Annotated in this window: 18 protein-coding genes; 10 read left to right on the forward strand and 8 right to left on the reverse strand. The window is 67.0% G+C overall.

The window, feature by feature from the left end; all coding sequences use genetic code 11:
- Nucleotides 1–328: 328 nt before the first annotated feature.
- Nucleotides 329–2,707 carry an RNA polymerase sigma factor RpoD gene (gene rpoD, locus ACODSU_RS10215; protein ID WP_015013388.1) on the reverse strand — a complete coding sequence of 793 codons (2,379 nt, stop codon included), beginning with the start codon at nt 2,705–2,707 and terminating at the stop codon, nt 329–331.
- A 266-nt stretch (nt 2,708–2,973) separates the two neighbouring features.
- Nucleotides 2,974–5,046, reverse strand: a complete 2,073-nt coding sequence (gene dnaG / locus ACODSU_RS10220) for a DNA primase (RefSeq protein WP_488842120.1) — start codon at nt 5,044–5,046, stop codon at nt 2,974–2,976.
- A 127-nt stretch (nt 5,047–5,173) separates the two neighbouring features.
- Here dnaG and ACODSU_RS10225 point away from each other — a divergent pair, with 127 nt between their 5' ends.
- The 3 genes from ACODSU_RS10225 to ACODSU_RS10235 all read left to right on the forward strand — a co-directional run bounded on the left by ACODSU_RS10225 (nt 5,174) and on the right by ACODSU_RS10235 (nt 9,641).
- Complete coding sequence (locus ACODSU_RS10225) at nt 5,174–6,211, forward strand: ABC transporter substrate-binding protein (protein ID WP_488842176.1); 1,038 nt, start codon at nt 5,174–5,176, stop codon at nt 6,209–6,211.
- Between the two features lie 13 nt (nt 6,212–6,224).
- Nucleotides 6,225–7,892 carry a diguanylate cyclase domain-containing protein gene (locus tag ACODSU_RS10230; RefSeq protein ID WP_488842122.1) on the forward strand — a complete coding sequence of 556 codons (1,668 nt, stop codon included), beginning with the start codon at nt 6,225–6,227 and terminating at the stop codon, nt 7,890–7,892.
- A gap of 102 nt (nt 7,893–7,994) precedes the next feature.
- Nucleotides 7,995–9,641, forward strand: coding sequence for an acyl-CoA synthetase (locus ACODSU_RS10235; RefSeq protein ID WP_488842124.1), 1,647 nt, complete (start codon nt 7,995–7,997; stop codon nt 9,639–9,641).
- 166 nt (nt 9,642–9,807) lie between these two features.
- On the opposite strand, the gene ACODSU_RS10240 is transcribed toward ACODSU_RS10235, so the two are convergent.
- Nucleotides 9,808–10,701 carry an AraC family transcriptional regulator gene (locus tag ACODSU_RS10240; RefSeq protein WP_488842126.1) on the reverse strand — a complete coding sequence of 298 codons (894 nt, stop codon included), beginning with the start codon at nt 10,699–10,701 and terminating at the stop codon, nt 9,808–9,810.
- 130 nt (nt 10,702–10,831) lie between these two features.
- Between ACODSU_RS10240 and ACODSU_RS10245 the strand changes: the two genes are divergently transcribed.
- The 4 genes from ACODSU_RS10245 (at nt 10,832) to ACODSU_RS10260 (ending at nt 15,213) form a co-directional block, all read left to right on the forward strand.
- Nucleotides 10,832–11,398, forward strand: coding sequence for a carboxymuconolactone decarboxylase family protein (locus tag ACODSU_RS10245; RefSeq protein ID WP_015013394.1), 567 nt, complete (start codon nt 10,832–10,834; stop codon nt 11,396–11,398).
- Between the two features lie 219 nt (nt 11,399–11,617).
- The gene (locus ACODSU_RS10250) at nt 11,618–12,247 is read left to right on the forward strand and encodes a pyridoxamine 5'-phosphate oxidase family protein (protein ID WP_488842128.1); all 630 of its coding nucleotides are present in this window, start codon (nt 11,618–11,620) and stop codon (nt 12,245–12,247) included.
- Nucleotides 12,248–12,422: 175 nt separating this feature from the next.
- Entirely contained in the window at nt 12,423–13,178 is a 756-nt protein-coding gene (locus ACODSU_RS10255; protein WP_488842130.1) for a sulfite exporter TauE/SafE family protein, read from the forward strand.
- A gap of 85 nt (nt 13,179–13,263) precedes the next feature.
- Complete coding sequence (locus ACODSU_RS10260) at nt 13,264–15,213, forward strand: sensor domain-containing diguanylate cyclase (RefSeq protein ID WP_488842132.1); 1,950 nt, start codon at nt 13,264–13,266, stop codon at nt 15,211–15,213.
- Nucleotides 15,214–15,407: 194 nt separating this feature from the next.
- Here ACODSU_RS10260 and ACODSU_RS10265 read toward each other — a convergent pair whose 3' ends face one another.
- The 5 genes from ACODSU_RS10265 to ACODSU_RS10285 form a co-directional block, all read right to left on the reverse strand.
- On the reverse strand, nt 15,408–16,046 hold the full coding sequence (locus tag ACODSU_RS10265; RefSeq protein WP_488842134.1) for a hypothetical protein: 639 nt from the start codon (nt 16,044–16,046) through the stop codon (nt 15,408–15,410).
- Nucleotides 16,047–16,105: 59 nt separating this feature from the next.
- A complete protein-coding gene (locus ACODSU_RS10270; RefSeq protein ID WP_488842135.1) occupies nt 16,106–17,953 on the reverse strand; it encodes a gamma-glutamyltransferase family protein in 1,848 nt (615 codons plus the stop codon).
- A gap of 264 nt (nt 17,954–18,217) precedes the next feature.
- On the reverse strand, nt 18,218–19,801 hold the full coding sequence (locus ACODSU_RS10275) for an alkaline phosphatase D family protein (RefSeq protein WP_488842137.1): 1,584 nt from the start codon (nt 19,799–19,801) through the stop codon (nt 18,218–18,220).
- A gap of 45 nt (nt 19,802–19,846) precedes the next feature.
- On the reverse strand, nt 19,847–21,382 hold the full coding sequence (locus ACODSU_RS10280; protein ID WP_488842139.1) for a GGDEF domain-containing protein: 1,536 nt from the start codon (nt 21,380–21,382) through the stop codon (nt 19,847–19,849).
- Nucleotides 21,383–21,540: 158 nt separating this feature from the next.
- Nucleotides 21,541–22,515 carry an NADPH:quinone oxidoreductase family protein gene (locus ACODSU_RS10285; protein WP_274109002.1) on the reverse strand — a complete coding sequence of 325 codons (975 nt, stop codon included), beginning with the start codon at nt 22,513–22,515 and terminating at the stop codon, nt 21,541–21,543.
- Nucleotides 22,516–22,699: 184 nt separating this feature from the next.
- Between ACODSU_RS10285 and surE the strand changes: the two genes are divergently transcribed.
- From surE to ACODSU_RS10300, 3 genes are read left to right on the forward strand one after another with little or no spacing between them, the layout of a single operon-like run.
- The gene (gene surE / locus ACODSU_RS10290) at nt 22,700–23,488 is read left to right on the forward strand and encodes a 5'/3'-nucleotidase SurE (RefSeq protein ID WP_015013404.1); all 789 of its coding nucleotides are present in this window, start codon (nt 22,700–22,702) and stop codon (nt 23,486–23,488) included.
- The gene (locus ACODSU_RS10295) at nt 23,488–24,270 is read left to right on the forward strand and encodes a protein-L-isoaspartate(D-aspartate) O-methyltransferase (RefSeq protein ID WP_488842142.1); all 783 of its coding nucleotides are present in this window, start codon (nt 23,488–23,490) and stop codon (nt 24,268–24,270) included. Before surE ends, ACODSU_RS10295 begins: the two co-directional genes overlap by 1 nt.
- 12 nt (nt 24,271–24,282) lie before the next feature.
- Entirely contained in the window at nt 24,283–25,212 is a 930-nt protein-coding gene (locus tag ACODSU_RS10300) for a peptidoglycan DD-metalloendopeptidase family protein (protein ID WP_060986452.1), read from the forward strand.
- The last annotated feature ends 5 nt before the right edge of the window (nt 25,213–25,217 follow it).

The raw sequence follows: 25,217 nt of genomic DNA on the forward strand, positions 1-25,217 counted from the left end.
GTGGGGAGGCAGGAAAGGCGTCGGGAATCAGATATTCAGGCCACTGCAGGAGCGCCCTGAGTGTGTTTGCGCGTTGCCACGCCGAGGCAACGCCGTCAGCCGGTGGGGCATGCGCAGGGAAGGGATCTGCACACCACCATCTGGGCTGCGCGCAATGGTCGCCAGCCAAGCTGTCAGTCTGCTGTCGCTGGCATCAGGGTAAACGCGGGGTTTGGGGCGCCATCTAGAGCGGTCGAGCGGATCTGTACACCATGAAAAACGCCCTGCGCCGCGGGTGCGGGGCAGGGCGTTGGAGCCAGCAAAGGCTGGGTTGCGAGGCTTACGGCGCTTACAGCGAATCGATAAAGCTGCGCAGCTTGTCCGAGCGGCTGGGGTGCTTGAGCTTGCGCAGCGCCTTGGCTTCTATTTGGCGGATGCGCTCGCGGGTCACGTCGAACTGCTTGCCCACTTCTTCCAGGGTGTGGTCGCTGGTCATCTCGATACCGAAGCGCATGCGCAGCACCTTGGCTTCGCGCGGCGTGAGGCCGTCGAGAATGTCCTTGACCACGTCGCGCAAGCCGGCCTGCATGGCGGCTTCGATGGGGGCGGTGTTGGCACCGTCCTCGATGAAGTCGCCCAGGTGGCTGTCGTCGTCGTCCCCGATCGGAGTTTCCATGGAGATCGGCTCCTTGGCGATCTTCATGATCTTGCGAATCTTGTCCTCGGGGATTTCCATCTTGGCCGCCAGGATGGAAGCATCGGGCTCGAAGCCGAACTCTTGCAAGTGCTGGCGGCTGATGCGGTTCATCTTGTTGATCGTCTCGATCATGTGCACCGGGATACGGATGGTGCGCGCCTGGTCGGCGATCGAGCGGGTGATGGCCTGGCGAATCCACCAGGTAGCGTAGGTCGAGAACTTGTAGCCCCGGCGGTATTCGAACTTGTCCACCGCCTTCATCAGGCCGATGTTGCCTTCCTGGATCAAGTCAAGGAACTGCAGGCCACGGTTGGTGTACTTCTTGGCAATCGAGATCACGAGGCGCAGGTTGGCCTCGATCATTTCCTTCTTGGCATCGCGCGACGTGGCTTCACCTTCGTTCATGCGCTTGTTGATGCCTTTGAGCTCGGCCAGTGGCACCACGACGCGCGACTGCAGGTCGATCAGCTTTTGCTGCAGATCCTGGATGGGCGGGATGTTGCGCGCCATCACGGCCGACCAGGGCTTGCCAGCGGCGGCCTGCTTCTCGACCCACTGCAGGTTCAGCAGGTTGGGCGGGAAGTCCTTGATGAACGTCTCCTGCGGCATGCCGCACTTGTCCACGATGATGCGGCGCAGCTCGCGTTCCTTCTTGCGCACATCGTCCACCTGGCCGCGCACCATGTCGCAGAGCTTCTCGATGGTCTTGGCGGTGAAGCGGATGGTCATCAGCTCGGCCGACAAGGCCTGCTGGGCCTTGATGTAGGCAGGCGTACCGTAGCCTTCCTTGTCGTACACCTTGTGCACTTTTTCAAACAGCTCGCGCAGCTTGTCAAAGCGCTCCAGCGCCTGCTTCTTGAGTTCTTCGAGCTTCTTGGTCAGCGCCTTGCTGCCGCCCTTGCCGTCGTCGTCGTCGGCTTCGTCGAATTCGTCGAAGTCTTCTTCGGCCACATAGTCGTCGGCCTCATTGGGGTTGGAGAAGCCGTCCACGATGGTCGAGATGACGACCTTGCCTTCGCGGATTTCCTCACCCATGTTGAGGATCTCGGCGATGGTGGCAGGCGATGCGCTGATCGCTTCCATCATGGCCATCAGACCGCCTTCGATGCGCTTGGCGATTTCGATTTCGCCTTCGCGGGTCAGCAGCTCCACGGTGCCCATTTCGCGCATGTACATGCGGACCGGGTCGGTGGTGCGGCCGAATTCCGAGTCCACGGTGGACAGGGCGGCTTCGGCAGCTTCTTCGGCTTCTTCTTCGGTGGCGCCAGCGGGAGCGTTGTCCGTGATGATCAGCGCTTCGGCGTCAGGCGTCTGCTCGTACACCGCCACGCCCAGATCGTTCAGGGTGGTGATGACGGCTTCGAGGGTTTCGGCATCGACCAGCTTGTCGGGCAAGTGGTCGTTGATTTCCACGTGCGTGAGGTAGCCGCGTGTCTTGCCCAGCTTGATCAGGGCCTTCAGGCGCTGGCGGCGCTTTTGCATGTCTTCTTCGGACAGGACGGTTTCGTCCAGGCCGAATTCCTTCATCAAGGCGCGTTCCTTCGCCTTGCTGATCTTCATGCGCAGGGGCTTGACCTTCTCGACCGTGGCGGCGGCCTCAGGGGTCTCTTCGATCTCGCCTTCGAGGTCGGCTTCGATGTCCGACAGGTCGGTGTCGTCCACGCTCTCATCGCCGCCGGCGGCTGCCTTGGGCTTGCGGCCGCGCTTGGCGGGCGCTTTGGCTTCGGCGGCACCAGCGGCCTTGGCAGGGCGGCCAGGCTTTTTCTTGGGCGCTTCTTCGTCGTCCGCAGCTGCGGCGACGGCCTTGGCGCGGGCAGGTTTTTTCTTCAGCAACTCATCGGCAGCTTTGATCAGCTCGGCGGTACTTTTCACGGGCACAGTTTTCACTTTCTTGGCGACCGGGGCGGGCGCAGCGGCAGCGGCCTTTTTGGGGGCCGCCTTGGCCGGCGCTTTGGCCGCGGTTTTGGAGACAGCCTTTGCGGCAGTGCCTGAGGCAGACTTGGGCGACTTCGCGGACTTTTGAGCGGGCATGGAGCAACCTCAGAATCAAAAACGGACACAAAGAAAACGCAAGCGCCTCAGATCCCGGCGCGGGTGGCAACGCAAAGCAACAGGGGCTTTGCGCTTGAGGGGGAGCCCTCAGCGGCAAGATGTCTGGGCGATCATTTGGTGTGCAGTCCTTGCGATAAGTGGGCCCATCAGCGCATAGGTGCGCGTTTGTCACGGTGGCCCGGCTCGGAGGTGCTGCTGTCGCTCTTGCCAATAACTAACCTTATATTATACCGCCCGCACCCGATTCAAGTGGTTTTTGGCGCTATTTGCTCCAGCTCCTTGCGCTTTTCGGCCAGCGCCCGGTAGCGCTCCAGGGCTGATGGGTCTTGTGCCACCTGCAGCACCAGCACTTTTTGCTGCTCCTTGATGTCTTCGATCTGCATGCGGGTGAGCAGGTCGCGCAGCTCCAGCCGCAATTCGTGCAGCTCGCCCTCGGTCTGCGCGTGCGAGCCGGTCATCACCTTCACGGCCAGCTCTTCGCACTCGTGGTCGCGCAGACTCTCGCGCAGCACGGCCCAGGCCAAGGGGCCGTGTTCATGAAACTGCGCCTCCAGCCACGCGAACAGCGGCCCATGGGCCCCCGGCTGCGCCGCCAGTATGGTGTGGTCGTCGTGCGTCAGCTCTTCCAGAAACGCCATGTGCGACAACAGCAGCCGCGCGGCATGGTCGGCGCGGCTCATGGCCGGCGTGCGGGGCAGGCGGGGCTGGGGCGGCCAGGGGGCGTCCTTGTCGCGCTTTTTCCAGCCGCCGCCGCTTTTCCAGTCGCCCCCCTTGCGAAATGGGGGCTTGCTGCCGCCATAGCCGCTTTGGCCACTGTGACCGTTTGGGCCTCCGTAGCCGCCCTGGTGGCTGTAGCTGCCGTATCCGGGGTCGTAGGCCGGGCCCGCAGATTCGGGGTGGGGCTGCCAGCCATCGGCGTCGGGCGGGGCGTCCCAGCTGGGGGCGTCATCGGCCGTGGGGCGGGGCTGTTGGCGCTGGGGGGGCGCGTGGTGCGCGGCGCGCACGCCGTCGCGGGCGGCAGCCTGGCCCCACAGGTCCGACAGGTCGCGGGCATTGAGCTGGGTCAGCTCGGCCAGCTCGCCCAGCAGCTGGCGTTTGAGCACGCCATCGGGCAGCGCCGTCCACAGTGGCCGTGCGTTGCTGGCCATGTGGGCGCGGCCCTCGGCGGTGGCCAGGTCGCAGCCCTCGCTGGCTGCTTCCACCAGAAACCGGCTCAGCGGTGTCGCTTGCTCGACATGGCGCGCAAACGCGTCCGTACCGTGCTCGCGGATGAAACTGTCCGGGTCGTGCTCGGCGGGGAGGAACAGAAACTTGATGCTGCGCGTGTCGGTCGCATGGGGCAGGGCGCCGTCCAGCGCCTTGCGCGCCGCACGCCGCCCGGCGCTGTCGCCGTCAAAACTGAAAACTACCGCGTCCGTAAACCGCAGCAGCTTTTGCACATGCTCGGGCGTACATGCCGTGCCCAGCGTGGCCACCGCGTTCGGAAAGCCCAGCTGCGCCAGCGCCACCACGTCCATGTAGCCCTCGGTGACGAGTGCGTACCCCGCCTCGCGGATGGGCGTGCGGGCCTCGAACAGGCCGTACAGCTCGCGCCCCTTGTGGAACACCGGGGTTTCGGGGGAGTTGAGGTACTTGGGCTTGTCGTCGCCCAGCACCCGGCCGCCAAAGCCGATGTATTCGCCCTTGACGTTGCGGATGGGGAACATCACCCGGTCGCGAAACCGGTCGTAGCGCTTGCCGCCATCTTCGTCGTTGACGATGACCAGGCCGCTTTCCTCCAGCAGCGGGTCGTCGTAGCTCGGGAACACGCTGGCCAGGCTGCGCCAGCCCTCAGGTGCGTAGCCCAGGCCGTAGCGCTTGGCCACCGCGCCCGATACGCCCCGACCCTTGAAGTAGCCAATGGCGCGCTGCGACTCGCGGAGATGGCGGCGGTAGGCGTCCGCGGCTTTCTCCAGCACCTCGTTCAACGTGGCCTGCTTTTGGCGCGCGGCGGCGGCACGTTCTTTTTCTTGTGGGGAGATGTCGTCGTCAGGCACCTGCAGGCCCACGCTCTGGGCCAAGTCCTGCACCGCCTCGACAAACCCCATGCCCGCGTGGTCCATCAGAAAGCTGATGGCGTTGCCGTTTTTGCCGCAGCCAAAGCAGTGATAGAACTGCTTGGCGGGGCTGACGCTGAAAGACGGCGACTTTTCCCCGTGAAACGGGCACAGTCCCATGAAGTTGGCGCCGCCCTTTTTCAGCTGGACGTAGCGCCCCACGATGTCCACCACGTCCACACGGGTGAGCAGTTCCTGAATGAAAGACTGAGGGATCGTCACGCGCCCTATTGTCCGCGTAAACTCTTTGTAACCAGTTATTGCTGGAAAGGCTTTTGGCATGGGGTTCGCGGCATGGGGGCGGGCGTGGTGGGGCAGGGCGCTGCACAGGTGGTGCGCCAGCCTGCCCGTGTGCCTGCTGGCCCTGGCGGGGCTCGCGCTGCTGCTGCCGGGAGCTGCGCAGGCCGAGGCGGTGCTGCGGGTGCTGGCCTGGCCGGGCTATGCCGACCCGGACTTCGTGGCGGTGTTCGAGAAGCGCCATGGGGTCAAGGTCGAGATCACCACGGTGGCGTCGGACGATGTCCTGCGCGCCAAGATGGAGAGCGCCGAGGGGCCGGGGTTTGACCTGGTGGCTGCCAACACGGCAGAAATTGCGCGGCTGATCCTGCATGACAAGCTGGCACCGTTGCCGCTCGGCAACATCCGCAACACTGCGGGGCAGCTGCCCCGGTTTCGCCAGCTGCACACCATCTCGGGCATTGGCTGGCGGGGCGAGGTTTACGCCATGCCCTTCACCTATTCCGAGATGGGGCTGGTGTACGACCGCCAGCAGTTCAGCACGCCTCCGCAGTCGATTGCTGTGCTGTGGGACCCGCGCTGGCAGGGCAAGGTGCTGGCTTTTGACGGCAGCAGCCACGGTTTTTCGCTCGCGGCCATGCGCCGGGGCCTGCCGCCGTTTCGCATCGAGCCCGACCGCTTCAGCCCCCTGGCCAAGGACCTGGTCGCACTGCGGCGCAACGTGCGGTCGTTCTACAGCCTGCCGGAGGAGTCGGTGGAGCTGTTTCGCAAGCACAAGGTGGCGGTGATGCATGCCAACTACGGCCAGCAGCAGCTCAAGCAGCTGCGCGATGCAGGGCTGGATGTGGGCTATGTGGTGCCCAAGGAGGGCGCGCTGGCCTGGCTGGACTGCTGGGCCATCACTCGCCGCTCCACCCAGGTCGCGCTGGCGGCCGAGTGGATCAACTACATGCTCGACCCGGCCGTGAGCCGCGAGTTCACGCGGCGCCAGGGCCTGGCCAACACCCTGGACGAGCCGCCTGCGCTGGCGGGCGAAGTGCCGGGGGGCACCATGGGCCCCATCGTGTGGCTGGAGCCGGTGGAAGACGAAGCCCTGCGCGCCCGCCTGTGGCAACGCATCGTGTCGGGCGACCGACCCAACCGGTTCTGACAGGTTCTGACCCATGGCCCGCTTCCAATGGAGCATCGCGCTGAAGCTGGGGGCCCTGCTGGCCTCGTTCAGCGTGTTCGCAGCCATTCTGGCGGGCTACTACACCTTTGACTCGAGCCGCGAACGCCTGCAGGGTCGGGCCGAGCGCTCGCTGCTGGCCACCACGCAGGTGCTGGCGCGTCACATGCAAACAGGCTTCAGTACGGTGGCGCGTGACACGGCCTTTCTGGCCGACGCCGCTGCCGTCGAACAAGACCAGGGGCGGCTGGCCGACCTGTTCAAGGCCAACCTGCAGGCCCATCCCGCGTATTTGCAGATCCGCTACATCAGCGCCAGCGACTATGGGCTGGAGCTGGTGCGCATTGACCGCCAGAGCGACAAGCTGGTGCGCGTGCCCGATGACCAGCTGCAGGAGAAGTCGCACTTTCCGTTTGTGTTCGAGGCCCTCAGCCTGCCCGACGGCGAGGTGTATGTGTCCGAATTCGGCATCAACCACGAAGACGCCGCGCAGGAGGCGGCCGTGCCCGTGTTCAACATGGCGTCGCCCGTGGTGCAGGGGGGGCAGCTGCGGGGTGTGGTGGTGGTGCGGGTGGCGGCGGCGCCGTTCCTGCACAACTTCAACGCAGCGCTGCCCACCCCCTACGGGTTTTATCTGAGCAACCGCTGGGGCGACTTTTTAGTGCACCCGGACGCCATGCAGACCTTCGGCTTTGACCGGGGCCAGCGCATCCTGATCCAGGAGTCGTTTCCTCAGGTGGCCGCACTGGTCGATGGCCGCGCTGAAGAGGCGGTGCTGAGTCAGCCCGGCACCGACGACGAAGAGGCGCGCGTGTTCGCCTTTGTGCGCATGCCCTTTGGCAACGCGGACGAGGGGCGCTTCATGGTGGTGGGGCTCTCGCAGCCGCTGGCCGTGGTGCAGGGCGAGGTGCTGGATCTGGGGCGCAGCATCCTCAAGATCCTGCTGGTGCTCAGCGTGGTGGGCGTGGCCCTGGCGGCCGGGGTGTCGCGCCTGGTGACCCAGCCGCTGCAGGCCATGGTGAAGGCGGCGCAGGCGTTTTCGCGTGGGGAGTCCCACGGCGCGCTGCCGGTGCACCGGGGCGACGAGGTGGGTGAGCTGGCCCGCAGCTTTCAGGACATGGAGCAGCAGATCAGCCGCCAGCTGGCCGAGCTGAACCTGAGCCGCGACGCCATGGCCCACCTGGCGCACCACGACGCGCTCACCGGCTTGCCCAACCGCCGCATGTTTGAGCAGCGCCTGGGCCAAGTGCTGGAGCTTTCGCGCCGCAGCGGCCGCAGCTGCGCCCTGCTGTTTGTGGACCTGGACGACTTCAAGGCCATCAACGACACGCGCGGGCACGCCGTGGGCGACCTGGTGTTGCAGGCCGTGGCTCGCACCATCGTCGGCGCTGTGCGGCAGGTGGATACCGTGGCCCGACTGGCCGGGGACGAGTTCACGGTGCTGTGCGAAAACGTGGATTCCGAAGAGGCCGCGCTGCAGATCGTGACCAAGCTGCAGCACGCCTTCGAGCCGCCGCTGGACATTGACGGCGAGCCGCTGGCTGTGCGCGCCAGCATCGGCCTGAGCCTGTTCCCCCGCGACGCGCAGGATGCGCGCACACTCATGGCCAGCGCCGACGCGGCCATGTACCGCATCAAGCAAGGCCACAAGCGCAGGTTGTGAGGCTGCGCGCTGCGGCCCACCTTGCCCACGCGCCGACCCGTGTTGCTTTCGTGTCAGCCTGCGGCGCTAGGCTGTGTGTCGTTCACCTTCTTGCACTCACCCATGACCTCCATCTTTGACCAGCACCTGCCCCGCAACGAAGCCAACTTTGCCGCCCTGTCGCCCCTGTCGTTCATCGAACGCACGGCCGAGGTCTACCCCGACCGTCTGGCCATCGTGCACGGTGACTTGCGCCAGACCTGGGCCCAGACCTATGCGCGCTGCCGCCAATTGGCCAGCGCACTGACCCAGGCGGGCATCGGCAAGAACGACACCGTGGCCGTGATGCTGCCCAACACGCCCCCGATGGTGGAGGCGCACTTTGGCGTGCCCATGGCGGGCGCCGTGCTCAACACCCTCAACACCCGGCTGGACCCCGAAGCCATCGCCTTCATGCTGGACCACGGCGAGGCCAAGGCCGTGATCGTGGACCCGGAATTCAGCGGCACCATGGCCAAAGCGCTGGCCCTGCGCACCGCCAACACGCCCATCCGCGTAGTCGAGGTGCAGGACGCCCTCTACGGCCCCGCCGTGCAGAGCCTGGGCGGGACCGACTACGAAGCCTTTGTGACCAGCGGCGACGCGGCCTTTGCCTGGAGCCTGCCCGCCGACGAGTGGGATGCGATTGCGCTGAACTACACCAGCGGCACCACCGGCAACCCCAAGGGCGTGGTCTACCACCACCGGGGCGCCGCCACCAACGCCATCAGCAACGTGCTGGAGTGGGACATGCCCAAGCACGCGGTGTACCTGTGGACGCTGCCCATGTTCCACTGCAACGGCTGGTGCTTTCCGTGGACCATTGCGGCGCGGGCGGGTGTCAACGTGTGCCTGCGCCGCGTGGACGCGCAGGCCATCTTCGATGCCATCCGCCATCACGGCGTCACGCACTACTGCGGCGCTCCCATCGTGCATGGGCTGCTGGTGAACGCTCCCGATGCCATGAAGGCGGGCGTACCCGCAGGCGTCAAGGCCATGGTGGCGGGCGCTGCGCCACCGGCGTCGATGATCGAAGGCATGGAAAAAATGGGGTTCGATTTGACCCATGTGTACGGTCTGACTGAGGTGTACGGCCCCGCCACCGTGTGCGCCAAGCACGAGGCCTGGGATGCGCTCGACATTGGTGAGCGCGCCCGCCTCAACGCCCGCCAGGGCGTGCGCTACCACCTGGAGCGCGACGTGCGCGTGCTGGACCCTGAGACGATGCAACCCGTGCCGCAGGACGGCGAAACCATGGGCGAGATCATGTTCAAGGGCAACATCGCCATGAAGGGCTACCTCAAGAACCCCAAAGCCACTGACGAAGCCTTTGCGGGCGGCTGGTTCCACAGCGGCGACTTGGCGGTGCAGTACCCCGACGGCTACATCAAGATCAAGGACCGCAGCAAGGACATCATCATCTCGGGTGGCGAGAACATCTCGTCCATCGAGGTGGAAGACGTGCTCTACCGCCACCCCGATGTGCTGGCCGCCGCCGTGGTGGCCAAGCCCGACCCCAAGTGGGGCGAGACGCCTTGCGCGTTTGTGGAGCTGAAGGCCGGTGCGCAGACCACGCCCGAAGACATCGTGGCGCACTGCAAGAAGCACTTGGCGGGCTTCAAGGTGCCGCGCGCCGTGGTGTTTGGCGAGCTGCCCAAGACCAGCACCGGCAAGATCCAGAAGTTCGAGCTGCGCAAGCAGGCCGGGTCGGCGGCGGCCATCAACGTCTGAGAGGCGCGAGGCTCCTTTCAGGAAGAGACCGCGTGCAGTGGGTTATCAAAATGCTATTTAATTGATAGCTGGCAGCGCATATTCCACTAGCGCATCTGCCGATTTTGGTTTGAAAACCAGTGCCAGGGGCTCCTGGGCGCCCCGGCGGCGCTGCCAGGGCTGCGTGTCAGCGCCCTTCGTCCACAGCCTCGCGCCAGTCCCGCGCTGACATCCCTAGCTTTTGCGCAAACACACGCGACAACGCCGAGGGGTTGGCATAGCCCAGTTCGTGGGCGATGGACTTGAGCGACCGGCCTGCACGCAGGTGCGCCTGCGCCAGCGTCAGCCGCCAGTGCGCCAGGTAGTCGGCGGGCGTGTCGCCCACCACCGCCTTGAAGCGCGCGGCAAACGCGCTGCGCGACATGCCTGCCTGCTGCGCCATCTGCGCCAGGCTCCACGGTTCGCCGGGCGCCTCGTGCAGGGCCGTGAGGGTGCGCGAGAGTTGCGGGTCGGCCAGGCCCGTCAGCAGGCACGGCGGCATCTGCGCCTGCTGCGGGTGGTCCAGCAGCCAGCGCAGCAACTGCAGCAGCACCACTTCAAACAGCCGGTCGGCCAGCACGCGGTGGCCGCAGCGCAGGCGGTCGGTTTCGGCAAACAGCAGGTCCAGCGACTGCTGCAGCCCGTCCACCGCGCCCAGCGGCAGCACCACCAGCGGGGGCAGGGCGCGGGCCAGCGGGTGGCTGGCGCCGCCGTCAAAGTCCAGCGCCGCGCAGGTGAAGTCCGAGCCCTCGGTGGGCGCGTTGTGAAAGAAGTGCTCCAGCGGCCGGGCATAGAACAACAGGCTGGGCTCGCACACCTGAAGCCGCTCGGGCGGGCCCGCCTGGGGCTGGTGCGTCACCACCATCTCGCCCCGGCGCAGCACATGCAAAAAGCCCCGGCCCGGCGCCGCCGCAAAGTGCGTCACACCACACAGCGGCCCGTTGTGGAACAGGTGCGCCCGCACCCGAAACCGCTCCAGCAGCGGCGACAACCGGTCGAGCGGGGTGGAGGCCTGCGCGGGTGTAGGAACGCTTGGTGGCATGGTTTTGGATGATTAGGTATGAATTGTGGATTTTATGTGCCCAATGGTACATGCTGGCGCCGGACACTGCAGGGGTGCCGAGAACGGGCACAAGTTCTCAATCACCTTCATGACCTTCAAGGAACACACCATGTCCGCTACTTCTTCCTCCGTCGCCCGCGTCCCCCTCGTTGACCGCACCGCCGCCACCGGCACTGTGCGCGCCGTGCTCGACCAGGTCCACGGAGCCTTTGGCGCCACGCCCAACATGTTCCGCGCCGTGGCCAATTCGCCCGCCGCGCTGCAAAGCATGTGGGGCGCGTTTGGTGCGCTGGGCGGCGGCGTGATCGGCGCTGCCCTGGGCGAGCAGATCGCCGTGGCCGTGGCCAACCGCAATGCCTGCGACTACTGCCTGGCCGCCCACACGGCCCTCGGCCGCAAGGCGGGCGTGAGTGGCGAGGCCCTGGCCGCCGCGCAAGCGGGCGAGTCAGCCGACCCGCGCACGGCCGCCGTGCTGCGCTTTGTGCTGCAGCTGGTCAACGAACGTGGCCAGGTCGATGCGGCCGATGTGCAGGCCCTGCGCGACCAGGGCGTGAACGACGAGCAGATCGTCGAGATCGTGGCCCACGTGGCGCTCAACCTGTTCACCAACTATGTGAATGTGGCGCTGGGCGTGCCGGTGGATTTCCCCGGCGTCAAGCTGCGCCCGGCGCGTTAAAGGGCGTAGCGGCGCGTGTCTGGCCCGCAGGCCGGATGCGCGCCGCTTCTAGTGCCGCTGCTCGCTCGGTCCTGCGGCGGAGCAATCGCAGTCAGTTATGCGCGACGACGATGCGTGCGTTTTCCGCACGCATCACCGGCGGCAAAGTCGTTTGTCAGCGCGGCAGGCCTGCTGCACCATGGCCGCTCCCTTGCCACCCCACCCGAAGGAAGTCGCCCCATGACCCCCGACCGCGACGAGCACGCCATCGACACCCTGCCACGCCTGGAGGCCCTGCTGGGCCCGCTGAGCGATGCCTCCGTCCACAAAGAGCTGCCCTATATGCACCCCGCCTACCGCGCCATGATCGCGGCATCGCCCTTTGCCGTGTTGGCCACCACCGGCCCCGGCGGGCTGGACGCCTCGCCGCGCGGCGACCCGGCTGGCTTTGTGCAACTGCTGGACGACAAGACCCTGCTGCTGCCCGAGCGCCGTGGCAACAACCGCGCCGACAGCCTGCGCAACATCGTGGCCGACCCGCGCGTGGCGCTGCTGTTCCTCATCCCTGGCGTGGGCGAGACGCTGCGCGTCAACGGCCACGCGCGCATCAGCGTCGCGCCCGACCTGCTGGCGCGGTTTGTGGTCAACGGCCAGCCCCCCAAATGCGTGATCGTGGTCGATGTGCACGCGGTGTACTTCCAGTGCGCCCGCGCCATCCAGCGCTCGCGCCTGTGGGACGCCGTGCCGCCCGGCACCCCACGCCCCGTGCCCACTCCGGGCGCCATCCTGGCGTCCATCACGCAAGGCGCGTTTGACGGCGCCGCCTACGACCGCGAGCTGCCAGCGCGCCAGCAGGCCACGCTGTATTGAACGGGCGCTGCGACTCCCTGCCGCAGCGCTGCCCCCGTCGCCAGCGCACACAATGGCGGCTGGGTGCGCAGGGCTTGCGCTTCATGAACTCACCGGCCGAACATGGAGATGCGTGGAGGCTCCGTGGGGCGTGAAGCAAGCCCCCGCGCACATTCACACCAAGTGAGGGGGAGACATGGATTCCGTGCTGTTGATCGTGGCCCTGGGCGCAGTGGCCGCCGGGTTTGTGCAGGGGCTGTCGGGTTTTGGTTTTGGCATGGTCGCCATGTCGTTCTGGGCCTGGACGCTGGAGCCCCGCCTGGCCGCGCTGCTGGCGGTGTGCGGCGCGCTCACCGGCCAGCTGGTGGCGGCGGCCACAGTACGCCGGGGGTTTGAACGCGTGCGCCTGCTGCCCTTTGTGCTGGGTGGCCTGGTGGGCATCCCCATTGGCGTGGCCGTCTTGCCCCGGCTGGACATGGACGCGTTCAAGGTCATCCTGGGCACGCTGCTGGTGCTGTGGTGCCCGGCGATGCTGATGGCCAAGCAGTTGCCCCGCATCACGCGCGGCGGGCGCGTGGCCGACGCGCTGGTGGGCATGGCCGGCGGCGTGATGGGCGGCCTGGGCGGCTTCACCGGCGTGCTGCCCACCCTGTGGTGCACCCTGCGCGGGCTGGACAAGGACGTGCAGCGCGCCATCATCCAGAACTTCAATCTCGCCATGCTGCTGGTGACCTTTGTCACCTACCTGGCCACCGGCCTCGTCACCCGCGAGGCGCTGCCGCTGCTGGCCATCGTGGTGCCCGCCATGCTGGTGCCGGTGCTGCTGGGCGCGCGGCTGTACCACGGCATCAGCGACGCACGGTTCCGGCAGATCGTGCTGGGCATGTTGACCCTGTCGGGCGTGGCGATGCTGGTGGCCAGCCTGCCCAAAGTGCTGGCGCGCCTGGGCTAGGTTCTCCCGCTGAATTGGCAGGAGCGCCCGCCGGTGCCATCCTGTTGTCGACTTGTCGCACATGCCCCGCTACATTGGGAGGGGCATGCACCAAAAAGATGACACCACGCGGCCACCGGACGCGGACGACCGTCTTGGGGCCGGGGCCTCGCGCCGCCGCTATCGCCGTGCCACGCCGCTGAGCCTGGCGATTGCGTTGGGGTGCATCGTGGCCATCGCAGGCTTCTGGCTGGTCACGCTGCAGCGCGTGGCGTTCGAGCGCGAGCAGGCGGTGGCCTCCGCCATGCAGTCCAACGCCAACCTGGCGATTGCCTTCGAGCAGCAGGTGTTCCGCACCCTCAAGGCGGCCGAGCAGGTCGCCGCCTTTGTGCGCGAGCAGTACCTGCAGCAGGGTACCGACATCGACCTGCGCGACTGGGTGGAGCGGGGGGTGATCCGCGAGCCCATGTTCACCATCATCAGCGTGGTCAACGAGCAGGGCGACATTGTCAGCAGCAGCCAGGAGACGGGCGCCGTCAACTACAGAGACCGTGCGTTTTTCAAGGCGCTGCAGGCCAGCGACCGCGATGACCTGTTTGTGAGCGAGCCCGTGCTGGGCCGTGTGTCAGGGCAGTGGCGCATACCGATGGCGCTGCGCATCGTGAGCGAGGACGGCCGCTTCGGGGGCGTGGTGGTGATGTCGGTGGACCCGACGAACTTCACCGACTTTTACCGCCAGGCCGACCTGGGCGCGCAGGGGCTGTTGGAGCTGGCGGGGCTGGACGGTGTGGTGCGCGGCCGCAAGGCTGGGGGCCAAATTAGCTTTGGCGCAGATGCGCGGGGGCTGCCCTGGTTTCAGCAACGCGCGCAGGACCCCGAAGGCGAACTGATCGATGACGCAGGCGCGGTGGACGGTGTGCCGCGCATCCTCAGCTACCGCAGCATGGCGGGCTACCCGTTGATGGTGACGGTGGGATCGACCTCCGACGAGGTGCTGGCGCCGGTGATGCAGCGGCGCGTTGACTACCTCGCCTTGGCGGCGGGGGCCAGTGTGGCGCTGCTGTGTTTTGGCGCGCTGCTCATTGTGGTGCTGGCACGCCAGCGGGCCGTGGCCGATGCATTGGCGTCGAGCGAGGGCCTGTTCCGCGCCACGTTCCACCAGGCGGCTACCGGCATTGCCCACATCACGCCCGAAGGCCGCATCCTGCGCGCCAACGACAAGTTCTGCCGCATGCTGGGCTATTCGCTGGAGGAGCTGCGCCAGCGCGACCTGTTTGCACTGAGCGACGAGGGCGAACGCGAAGCCCTGCGCCGCTTTCTGGCGCGGCGGCTGGTCGCGCACTCGCCCGTGTTCTCCCCCGATATCGAGAAAGCCTACCGGCGCAAGGACGGGGGCCTGTTGTGGGTGTACGAAGCGTTGGGCGTGGTCAAGGACTCTGCGGGCCAGCCCGACTTTCTGGTGGTGGTGACGCAGGACATCAGCGCGCGCAAGGAGCTGGAGATGCGCCTGTCGCACGATGCGCTGCACGACGCGCTCACCGGCTTGCCCAACCGCGTGATGTTCCACGACCGCTTTGAGCGCGTGCTCGAATCGGCGCGCCGCTATGGCCGCCACGCCGCCGTGCTCTACGTGGACCTGGATGGGTTCAAGTCCGTCAACGACCAGTGGGGCCATGCAGCGGGCGACCTGTTGCTGCAGCAGGTCGCCCGGCGGCTGGAAGACTGCGTGCGCGCCGAAGACACCGTGGCGCGACTGGGCGGGGACGAGTTCGGCATCGTGCTGGCCACCATCGAGCGGGCAGACCACTGCGAGGTTGTGGCCAGCAAGGTGCTGTTGGCGATGGAGCAGCCGTTTGTGCTGGAGGGGGCTGTTGCCCACATCTCGGCCAGCGTGGGCGCGGCGCTTTACCCGCGCCATGGCGCCGACGCCGATGCGCTGCTGGCCCAGGCCGACGCAGCGATGTACGCAGCGAAGCAGGCGGGCAAGAACCGCTTCAACATCGACACCGCATTGAGCCCGCTGGCTGATGGGGGTGTTGCAGGTCCGCCGGGCTGACTGGGGCCTGGTGGTGCTTTGCAGCTGATGCTGATGCTGGTGCTGGTGCTGGTGCTGGTGCTGGTGCTGGTGCTGGTGCTGGTGCTATTTAATTGGGAGCTATTGGCGCTTTATTCATAAGCACTAGCGGCCCTTTTTATTCAGATCACCGCGTTGGGAGCATCAAGCTGGACGGGCGATGGCCCAGCTGCACATCACAGCTCGCTGGCGTCCTTGCCCTCGCTCTGCTTGATCACCCACCGCACCGTGGCGCGCGGTGCGGGCACCCGCTGGGCGTACACCTCCAGGCCCCCTTGGGTCCATGCGGCATAGCTACCGCTGGGGTCGTTGGCAGCAGTCTCCGGCCCGTAGGTGCTGCGGCCAAACGCGAGCAGGGCGCCGAAGGCGGCTGCGCCGCCATCGGCCAGGTCATTGGCATCAGCGACGAATTCGACCCGCCGCAGCTCCCGCCCGCTGAAGAAGAAGGTTTGCGCACCGGACAATCCGGCGATCACCACAGGCTCCAGCCGCCAGAGGCCCGCCAGCCCTCCAGCCAGGCGCTGCGGGCGCAGCACGCGGGCCGCGCCGGGTACCGCGTCACGCAAGGCGTCCGTGCCCATGCCCAGTTCTACGCCTGCGGGCAGCGGTTGTAGTGGGGCAGGGGCGGGCGATGGGGACGGCGCGGCCATGGCCAACGCAGCGGGCCACTGCGCCGGTGGTGGCGCAGTCGCACGCACCTGGGCCTGCGCGGGCGCTACGCACAGGGCCCAGGCCAGCGTTGCGCCCTGGCAGCTGTGCCACAGGCGCCGGTGCGTGGCCATGGGTAGTGTCAGGATGAATCGGTAGAGGTTCATGGTGGGGATTTTCGCTGGCGTGCGTGCAGGCCGGTGGGCCCGCGTTGCAGCGCAGGCGCTCAGTCGCCCATTACCACGCCCTCGCGGCGCGGGTCGGCCCCGCCCATCCACAGCTTCTTGCCATGTGCCTGGCCGCGTGTGATGGCTTGCAGGCCGCTGGTCATGTTCATCTCGCGCACCTCGGCGCCCCTGGCGCGCAGGGCCTCGACCGTGGCGGGCGGGAAGCGCTTTTCTTCCAGCAGCGTGGGGCCGTTCATCGAGCCGAAGTTGGGTAGGTTGATGGCCTGCTGGGGCATCAGACCCCAGTTGAGCACGCCATATAGCGTCTTGGCCGTGTAGTGGATGATGGCTGCGCCGCCAGGGCTGCCGCCGCTCATCAACAACTCGCCCGTGGCCTTGTCGAACACCAGCGTCGGTGCCATGGACGAGCGCGGGCGCTTGCCGGGCTGCACGCGGTTGGCGATTGGCTGGCCTTGGGCGTCGGCGGGGGCAAAGCTGAAGTCGGTGAGTTCGTTGTTGAGCAGGAAGCCCTTCACCATTTGCCGTGCGCCGAACTGGTCTTCGATGGTCGTGGTCATGGCCACAGCGTTGCCAAAGGCATCGACGATGCTGATGTGGCTGGTGCCGTATTCGGGCTGGTCGGGCATGGGCGCAAAGCCCGTCTTGACGGCACCAGGGTTGCCGGGCTGGGCGACCTTCATGCTCTGCGTGCCGATGAGCTTGGCGCGCTCGGCCAGGTAGGCGGGCGCGAGCAGGCTGGTCCAGCTGCCGGCGGGGGGCTGCACAAAGTCGGGGTCGGCCACGTACTGGGCGCGGTCGGCAAAGGCCAGGCGGGCGGCCTCGGTGTAGAGGTGCAGCCAGTCTGCGCTGGGCAGGCCGTCCTGCAGCGGCTTGGCGGCGGCGTCGGTGTTCTTCAGGATGCCCAGGATCTGCCCGATGGCGATGGCCCCGGAGCTTGGGGGCGGAAAGCCGCACACGCGGTAGTCCTTGCTGGCCACCTGGTAGTCGTGGCACAGCGCCTCGCGCTTCTTGGGCTGGTAGCCCGCCAGGTCGGCCAGGCTGAGCTTGCCGGGGTTGGTGGGGTGTTTTTGCACCTTGTCCACGATGGCCTGGGCGATCTCGCCTTCGTGCAGGGCCTTGCTGCCTTCGGCGGCGATGCGGCGCAGCACGGCGGCCAGCTCGGGGTTGCGCAGGTTCACGCCCACATCGCGTGCGTCGCCATCGGCCTTGTAGAAGTAGGCGGCGGCCACCGGGTCCTTCTTGAGGTGGGCATCGGCCTTGACCAGGGTGTGGAGCCGCGCGCTGACCTTGAAGCCGCCTTCGGCCAGCGTGATGGCGGGCTGGAACAGCGTGGCCCAGGGCAGCTTGCCGTGCTGCTGGTGCGCCATCTCCAGCATGCGCACGGTGCCGGGCACGCCCACCGAGCGGCCGCCCACCACGCCGTCGTAGAACGGCACGGGCTTGCCGTCAGCACCCAGGAAGAGTTTTTCATCGGCGGTAGCGGGCGCGGTCTCTCGGCCATCGTAGGCCTCTACCACCTTGCCGTTGCTGTGCAGCAGAAAGGCACCGCCACCGATGCCGCTGGACTGGGGCTCCACCAGCGTCAGCACCATCTGCACGGCGATGGCGGCATCCACCGCCGAGCCTCCGGCCTTGAGGATCTGGTAGCCCGCGTCGGTGGCCAGCGGGTTGGCAGCGGCCACGGCGAACTTCTCGGTGGCCCAGCCCGGTTTTTCGGTGTAGCCGGACGAGCCTTCGGGCTGAGCGGGCACGGTGTAGGCGAACTGGGAGGGAGCGCTGGCGCAGCCCGCCAGGGCCACCAGGGTGGCGAGGGCCGCAGGGGCCAGCAGGTTGCGACTGAACGGGCGGCGCAGGGGCGACGTGGCAGGCAGGGCAGTGGGTGACATGCGGGTCTCCTGTGGGTGCAAGCAGCGAAGCGGCCATGGTAAGGGGCCTTGCTGCAGCCCGCGAGGGCGTGCCATGGCCTGCCAGAGGGGTTTGCGCAGCGATTGGAGGTATTTTGTGGCGGTAGCGCTAGTGCAATATGCCTGAGCAGCTATCAAAAAGATAGTTGTTACCGACCGTCAGCGGCTGTTCTCCGGCCATCTCTGAGCCCTGGTGAGGCGTAGTGACAAGGGGCTCCCGGGCCTGGAGGCTTGCGCCACGCCCTCTCAGGCCGCCTGGGGCCCCGCGCGGCCGTCTTCCACCACAAACCGGGCGAGCGTGGATGCGCCGCTGTCAGCGCGCAACGGGTCGTCCACCACGCGCAGCGTGGTGGCCCAGCGCGCGGGGGTGATGTCGGCCAGGCCGTAGCCGCGCTGGTCGCAGCGTGCCAGCAGCACATGCGGGTTGTGGCGGACGATGGCGTCCACCTTGGCCTGTGTGGTGCCCGACCGCGAACTGATGGAGGTGCCGCAGAACTCGCTGGCCAGTACGGCCGAATCGGCGCGCGCGGCGTCGGCATGCACGCGGCAGACGTAGTTCTGGTGGATGTCGCCGCCCAGCAGCACCGTATTGCGCGGCGTGTGCCGGGCTACGGATTGCAGCAGGCGCTGGCGGGCGGCGGGGTAGCCGTCCCAGGCGTCGGTGGGCACAGTGCCGGATGGGTAATGGCGCGGCGAGAAGAGCGTCTGCTGTGCGATCACGCTCCAGCGCGTGGCCTGTGCGCTCGCTGCATCAGCGGCCAAGCCTGCGTCCAGCCAGCGCTCTTGCGCGCTGCCCAGCAGGCTGCGCTGTGGCTGGGCCAGCTCGGCGCAGTCGGCGGGGCGCACAGCGGGTGCACTGCTGGCGTCGGGCGTGCGGCAGGCTTGCCAGCTGCGGTACTGGCGGCTGTCGAGCAGGTGGATGTGCGCCAGCCGGCCCCAGCGCAGGCTGCGGTAGATCTGCAGCTCATCCCAGCGGGTGTCGAGTACGGAGCGCTGGAGGCTGGCCGCGCGCAGCGGCATGTTTTCGTAGAACGCCTGCCACGCCGCGCTGCGCTGGGCCAGAAAGGCGGCGCTGCCCGCAGCCTCGCCGCGGCCTGCATCGGCGGCGTAGTCGTTTTGCACCTCATGATCGTCCCAGGTCACGGCCCAGGGGCAGGTGGCATGGGCCAGCTGCAAGGCGGGGTCGCTTTTGTGCAGGGCGTAGCGGTCGCGGTAGTCGGCCAGCGTGGTGGCGTGGCGCAGGCTGTGGGTGCGCGCCAGGTCGGTGGTGGCTTTGGGCGTGGCGTATTCGTAGATGTAGTCGCCCAGGAACAGCACCAGGTCCGGCTGGTCGGCGGCCAGATGGCGCCAGGCCGCGTAGTGCCCATGCTCCCAGCGCTGGCACGAGGCGAACGCCACCCGCAGCGCCCCGGGCAGGTCGCCCGCCGCAGGCGCGGTGCGCGTGCGGCCCGTAGGGCTCACTGCGTCGCCCAGCATGAAGCGGTAGTGGTACCAGCGCGCGGGTTGCAGGCCTTGCAGCTCCACATGCACGCTGTGGCCGAGCGCGGGCAGCGCGGGGGACTCGCCCTTTTGCACGATCTGGGCAAAGCCTCCGTCGTGCGCTACCTCCCACCGCACGGTGTGGGCCGCCAACATCTGCGCAGGGTCGGTCAGCAAGAGCCGCGTCCACAGCACCACGCCATCAGGTGCCGGGTCGCCGCTGGCGATGCCCAGTGCGAAAGGGTTGTTTTGCAGCGCGGGTGGGGCGCTCCAGGCCCAGCGGGGGAGGGTGGTAGCAGTCGCAGCCAAGGCCGCGTGCTGCAGAAATGTCCGTCTTTGCTGTGCAGTCATGGCTTGTGCGATGCAGGAGGCGTGTGGCGCCTCAGAGGGAGCTGCTCAAGCCGCCATCACCCGGTTCTTGCCCGAGCGCTTGGCGAGATACATCGCCTGGTCGGCCCGCACGATGGCGTCGGTGGCGCTCTCGCTGTCACTCAACTGGGCCACGCCCGCGCTGAAGGTGATAAGCACCTTCTCGGTGCCTTGCAAGAAGAAGCGCGTGGTCAGCTCGCGCTGCAAGCGGGTCATGGCCGCAACGCCGGCTTCGACCGTGGTGTCGGGCAGCACGATCACGAACTCTTCGCCGCCATAGCGGGCCAGCAGGTCCTGCGGCCGCATGACTTCGCGCGTGACCTGTGCCAGGTGCACCAGGGCAGCGTCGCCCCCGGCATGGCCCAGCCGGTCATTGATGGTCTTGAAGTTGTCCACGTCCAGCAGTGCCAGGCACAGTGACGAGCCCAGGCGGCGGGCGCGGGCGATTTCGCGTTCCACCGCCTCGTCCAGGCCCTTGCGGTTGAGGCTGCCGGTCAGCGGGTCGTGGCGCGCTTGCGCGCTGGCGCGGTCCAGTTCTTCCTGCAGTTTGGCGACCTCGGCACGCTTGGCCTCGGTGCGCTCGCGCAGGTCCTGCAGCTCATCGTGGGTCACGCGGCTGTCGAGCGCCATGGCGCGGGTGGCGCTCATCACCTCCTGCAGCACCGGGGCAATCTCCTGCAGCGTGCTGGCCTTGCCGATCAGGTCGGCGCAACGCTCCATGGTGCCCTGGTAGCTGGTGCTGGATGCGGTGATGCGCGCCAGCCGCTCGATGAAGGTGGCCAGCATTTCCTTCATCTGCTCTTGCGCCTCCAGCGACCGGGCCTTGGCTTCGGTCTGCTTGAAGATCACGTCCTTGAGCCGGCGCTGCACATCGTCCAGCCGCCGCAGTGTCAGGGGCGGGGTCGAGGCACTCATCAGCGCCTCGGCCTGGCCCTGCAGCCAGCGGTCGTCCACACTGAGCACGGCGATGTTCTCGAAGATCATGTGCAGCAGCTCCAGCAGGCTGGTGCGGATGGAGGCTTGTTCTTCGGTGGCGAACGACAGGCGGTAGCTGAAGTTGCCCAGCATGAGCTGAGCGGTGGTCACCAGTGGGGCGGGCTCGCGCAGAAAGGTGATGAGCTGCTGCGCCATGTCGATGACGCGGGGATCGTCGTCACCCAGGGCGGGCAGGGTGTTGTCGATGAGGCGGGCCAGGGCTTCGGCAAACTCGGCGGGCAGTTCGCCCAGTGCGGTGGGCGCATCGGCCACCTCGATGGGTTTGGAGGCAGTGGCCGGGTGCAGCCCCAGGTTGGCGTAACCCACCATCACGCTTTGCAGCGATGTCCAGTCCTTGGTGATGATGGCGCGTTCGAACTGGCCCAGCAGGCGTTTTTGCGCAGGTGTCTGGCCGGGCAGCACACGCTGGATGCTGCTCAGCGGTCCCTCGGGGAAAGGCTGCGGGCTGCGGATGCCCGCTATTTCATCGTAGATCGCGAGGTAGTTGTCTGGCGTGGGGGCCAGTCGGCGAGCGGCCAGTTGTTTGAGCGTCTCGCGCGCGATCTCGGAAGGTGGTCGGTCGGCCATGGGCGGGCACCAGTGTCAGGAGGCTGGAATGCACAAGTGTGACACAGGCAAGGCGCTGTGCGTGCTGGCACACCGGGCCACACGGGTATGCCAGCCAGGAACATGGGGAGGACCCCTTGCGAGATCTGCCCACACGTTCCAAAGGGGGCGGCTGGCCGTCAGTTCACCATGACCAGCTTGCCCATCACCCCGCGCGAGCCCATGTGGGCGTAGGCGGCGGGCAGCTCGGCCATGGGCATGGTGCGGTCGATCACGGGTTTGATCTTGCCCTGGGCATACCACTGTGCCAGCTCGCCCATCATGGCGGCGTTGGCCTTGGGTTCGCGCTTGGCAAAGTCGCCCCAGAACACGCCGACGATGGATGCGCCCTTGAGCAGCGCCAGATTGAACGGCAGGGCCGGGATGGGGCCGGACGCAAACCCGACCACCAGATAGCGGCCGCGCCAGGCGATGGAGCGGAACGCGGGCTCGGCAAAGTCGCCACCCACGGGGTCATAGATCACGTCGGGGCCCTTGCCGTCCGTGAGGGTCTTGATGGCCTCGCGCAGGTTGTCCTTGCTGTAGTTGATGGTCGCGTCGGCTCCGATGGAAGTGCACAGCGCGCACTTTTCGTCGCTGGATGCTGCAGCGATCACACGTGCGCCCATGGCCTTGGCGATCTGAATGGCGGCCGTGCCCACGCCCCCGGCAGCGCCCAGCACCAGCACGGTCTCGCCCGCCTTGAGCTGTGCGCGGTCCACCAGCGCATGGTGCGACGTGGCGTAGATCATGATGAAAGCGGCTGCATCGACATGCGAAAAGCCGTCTGGCAACGGCATGCACAGGGCTGCGGGGGCAATGGTGTGGGTGCCAAAGCCCCCGGTGCCCGACAGGCAGGCCACGTTCTGGCCGACCTTGAGGTGCGTGACGCCTTCGCCTACGGCAGCCACCACGCCCGCGTATTCCGAGCCGGGCACAAAGGGCAGTGGCGGCTTCATCTGGTACTTGTTCTGCACGATCAGCAGGTCGGGGAAGTTCAGGCTGGCGGCCTTGATCTCGATGAGCACCTCGCCCGCCTTGGGGGTGGGGGTGGGCAGCTCCGTCCAGGTGAGCGCTTCGACGCCGGTGGGGTTGGTGCAAAGCCAGGCATGCATGGGGAAGTCTCCTGTCGGTCGGTCTTGTCAATGATGGCCCGCATGATAGGTGGCGCGCCGGTGTGCAGGATGTCCCACGAGCGACGGACGCCAGGGGTGCCGTCGGCGCAATGTGGTCAACGTGCGTCCGTCGGCGATGCAGCAGTCCGGCCACCTACAATCCGTTGCAACCGCTACCCAGACCATGAAGATCCTGATATCCAATGACGACGGCTTCCAGGCCCCCGGCATCGTGGCGCTGCATGATGCGCTCAAGACCCTCGACGGGGTCGAGGTGGAGGTCGTTGCGCCAGAACACAACAACAGTGCCAAATCCAACGCGCTGACGCTGCATTCCCCGCTGTACGTGCACAAGGCAGCCAACGGCTTTCGCTACGTGAATGGCACCCCGGCAGATTGCGTGCACATTGCGCTGACCGGCCTGCTGGGCTACCGGCCCGATCTGGTGGTGTCGGGCATCAACAACGGCGCCAACATGGGCGACGACACCATCTATTCCGGCACGGTGGGGGCGGCCATGGAGGGATATCTCTTCGGCATTCCGGCCATTGCGTTCTCGCAGGTGGATAAGGGCTGGGCCGAGCTGGAGGCCGCTGCGGCCAAGGCGCGTGAGCTGGTGGCGCAGATGCGTGCGCAGCAGCTGGTCAACGAAACTCCTTGGTTGCTCAATGTCAACATCCCCAACATGCCGCTGGAGGCCTTGCGCCCCGCCAAGCTGTGCCGCCTGGGGCGCCGCCATGCGGCAGAACGGGTCATCGTGCAGGAAAGCCCCCGGGGCGAAGCCATGTACTGGATTGGTGGTGCCGGTGCCGCCAAGGACGATGCCGAAGGCACGGACTTTCACGCTACGGCGCAGGGCCATGTGTCCATCACGCCCCTCAAGGTGGACCTGACCGATCATGACAACCTCGGCTACTGGGCGCAGACCGCCGCCCGGTTGGCGACAGGGGCGGCTGCCGCCCCTGGAGCGTGATGCAGCGCCGCCCGGGGTTCCCGGCCAAGCTGCCGGTGCCGGGCAACGCCACCGCGGGTAAGCCGGCGACGGCGCCTCCGTCTGTTGCTCTGCGCAAGCCGGCCGTCGCCCCGGCGCCCGCCGGGGTGGGGCTGGACTCGTCGGCTGTGCGTGCCCGCATGGTGCAAAAACTGGTGGCGGGCGGCATCACATTGCCCCCCGTGTTGCAGGCCATGGGCGCCGTAGAGCGTCACCGGTTTGTAGACAGTGCCTTGGTCAACCAGGCCTACGAAGACACCAGCCTGCCGATAGGCTTGGGCCAGACCATCTCCAAGCCCAGCGTGGTGGCGCGCATGTGCGAGCTGCTGCTGGGTGCCGAGAGTGCACGCCATGGTGGGCTGGGCCGTGTGCTGGAGATTGGCACGGGCTGCGGTTACCAGGCGGCCGTGCTGAGCCTGCTGGCCCGCGAGGTGTACACGCTGGAGCGCCTGCGCGGCCTGCACGACAAGGCGCGCGACAACCTGCGGCCGTTCCGCCTGGCCAACGTGCACCTGCTGTTTGGCGACGGCATGCTTGGCTATGCCAAAGGTGCTCCGTACGCAGCCATCATCGCCGCTGCCGGCGGCGATGCCGTGCCGCTGGCGTGGTGCGACCAGCTGGCCGTGGGGGGCCGTCTGGTGGCGCCCATGGCGCTGTCGGGCGGGCAGCAGATGTTGCTGGTGATCGACAAAACCCCGCACGGATTGAAACAAAACGTGCTCGAGCCCGTGCATTTTGTCCCCCTAAAATCGGGGATTGCGTAAAGGGAATTGCTTATGTTCGTATCGCGTGGTCTTGTGGTGGGTTTTACCGTGGCAATGGCGGGTCTGGTGCTCTCCGGCTGTGGCACCCGCATGAACAAGGCTCCTGTGGAAGATCGGGGCACCTCTTCGTCAACTTCCGCTCCCGCCCCCGCAGCCCAGCCCGGCGTGGTGGTGGCCACCCCCATCAAGCCGCTGCCAGGCGCAGAAAACGCTGGCAAGCCTGGTTACTACACGGTCAAGCCTGGGGATACCCTGATTCGCATTGGCCTGGAGTCCGGGCAAAGCTGGAAAGACATTGCCCGCTGGAACAATCTGGAGAATGCCAACCTGATCGAAGTCGGTCAGGTGCTGCGTGTACTGCCACCTTCTGCAGCCCCGGCGGCTGTGGCGGCTTCCGAAAATGGCGTGGTGACACGCCCGGTCACGTCTTCTTCCGTCGCTCCTGCCAGCACGCCGGCTGCTGCGCCTGCATCGGCCGCCAGCGGCGCCAAGCCCGCAGCCCCCGCTGCATCGGGCACAGTGGTGGCGGTAGCACCCGCCACTCCAGCACCTGCGGCAGCTCCAGCAGGCGAGGACGAACTGGCATTCATCTGGCCTGCGTCGGGTTCGCTGATTGCAGGCTTTGACGAAGCGCGCAACAAGGGCTTTGACATTGCCGGCAAGGCGGGCGACCCTGTGCTGGCGGCGGCGGATGGCCGTGTGGTGTATGCAGGTGCAGGCCTGCGCGGCTACGGCAATCTGATCATCCTGAAGCACAACAACACCTTCCTGACCGCCTACGCGCACAACCAAACACTGCTGGTCAAGGAAGACCAGGCGGTGCGCAAGGGCCAGAAGATCGCTGAGATGGGCAACACCGACGCCGACCGCGTCAAGCTGCACTTTGAAATCCGCCGGCAGGGCAAGCCGGTCGATCCCACGCGCTATCTGCCCTCCCGTTGAGCCCG

The organism is Acidovorax sp. FG48, assembly GCF_057809085.1.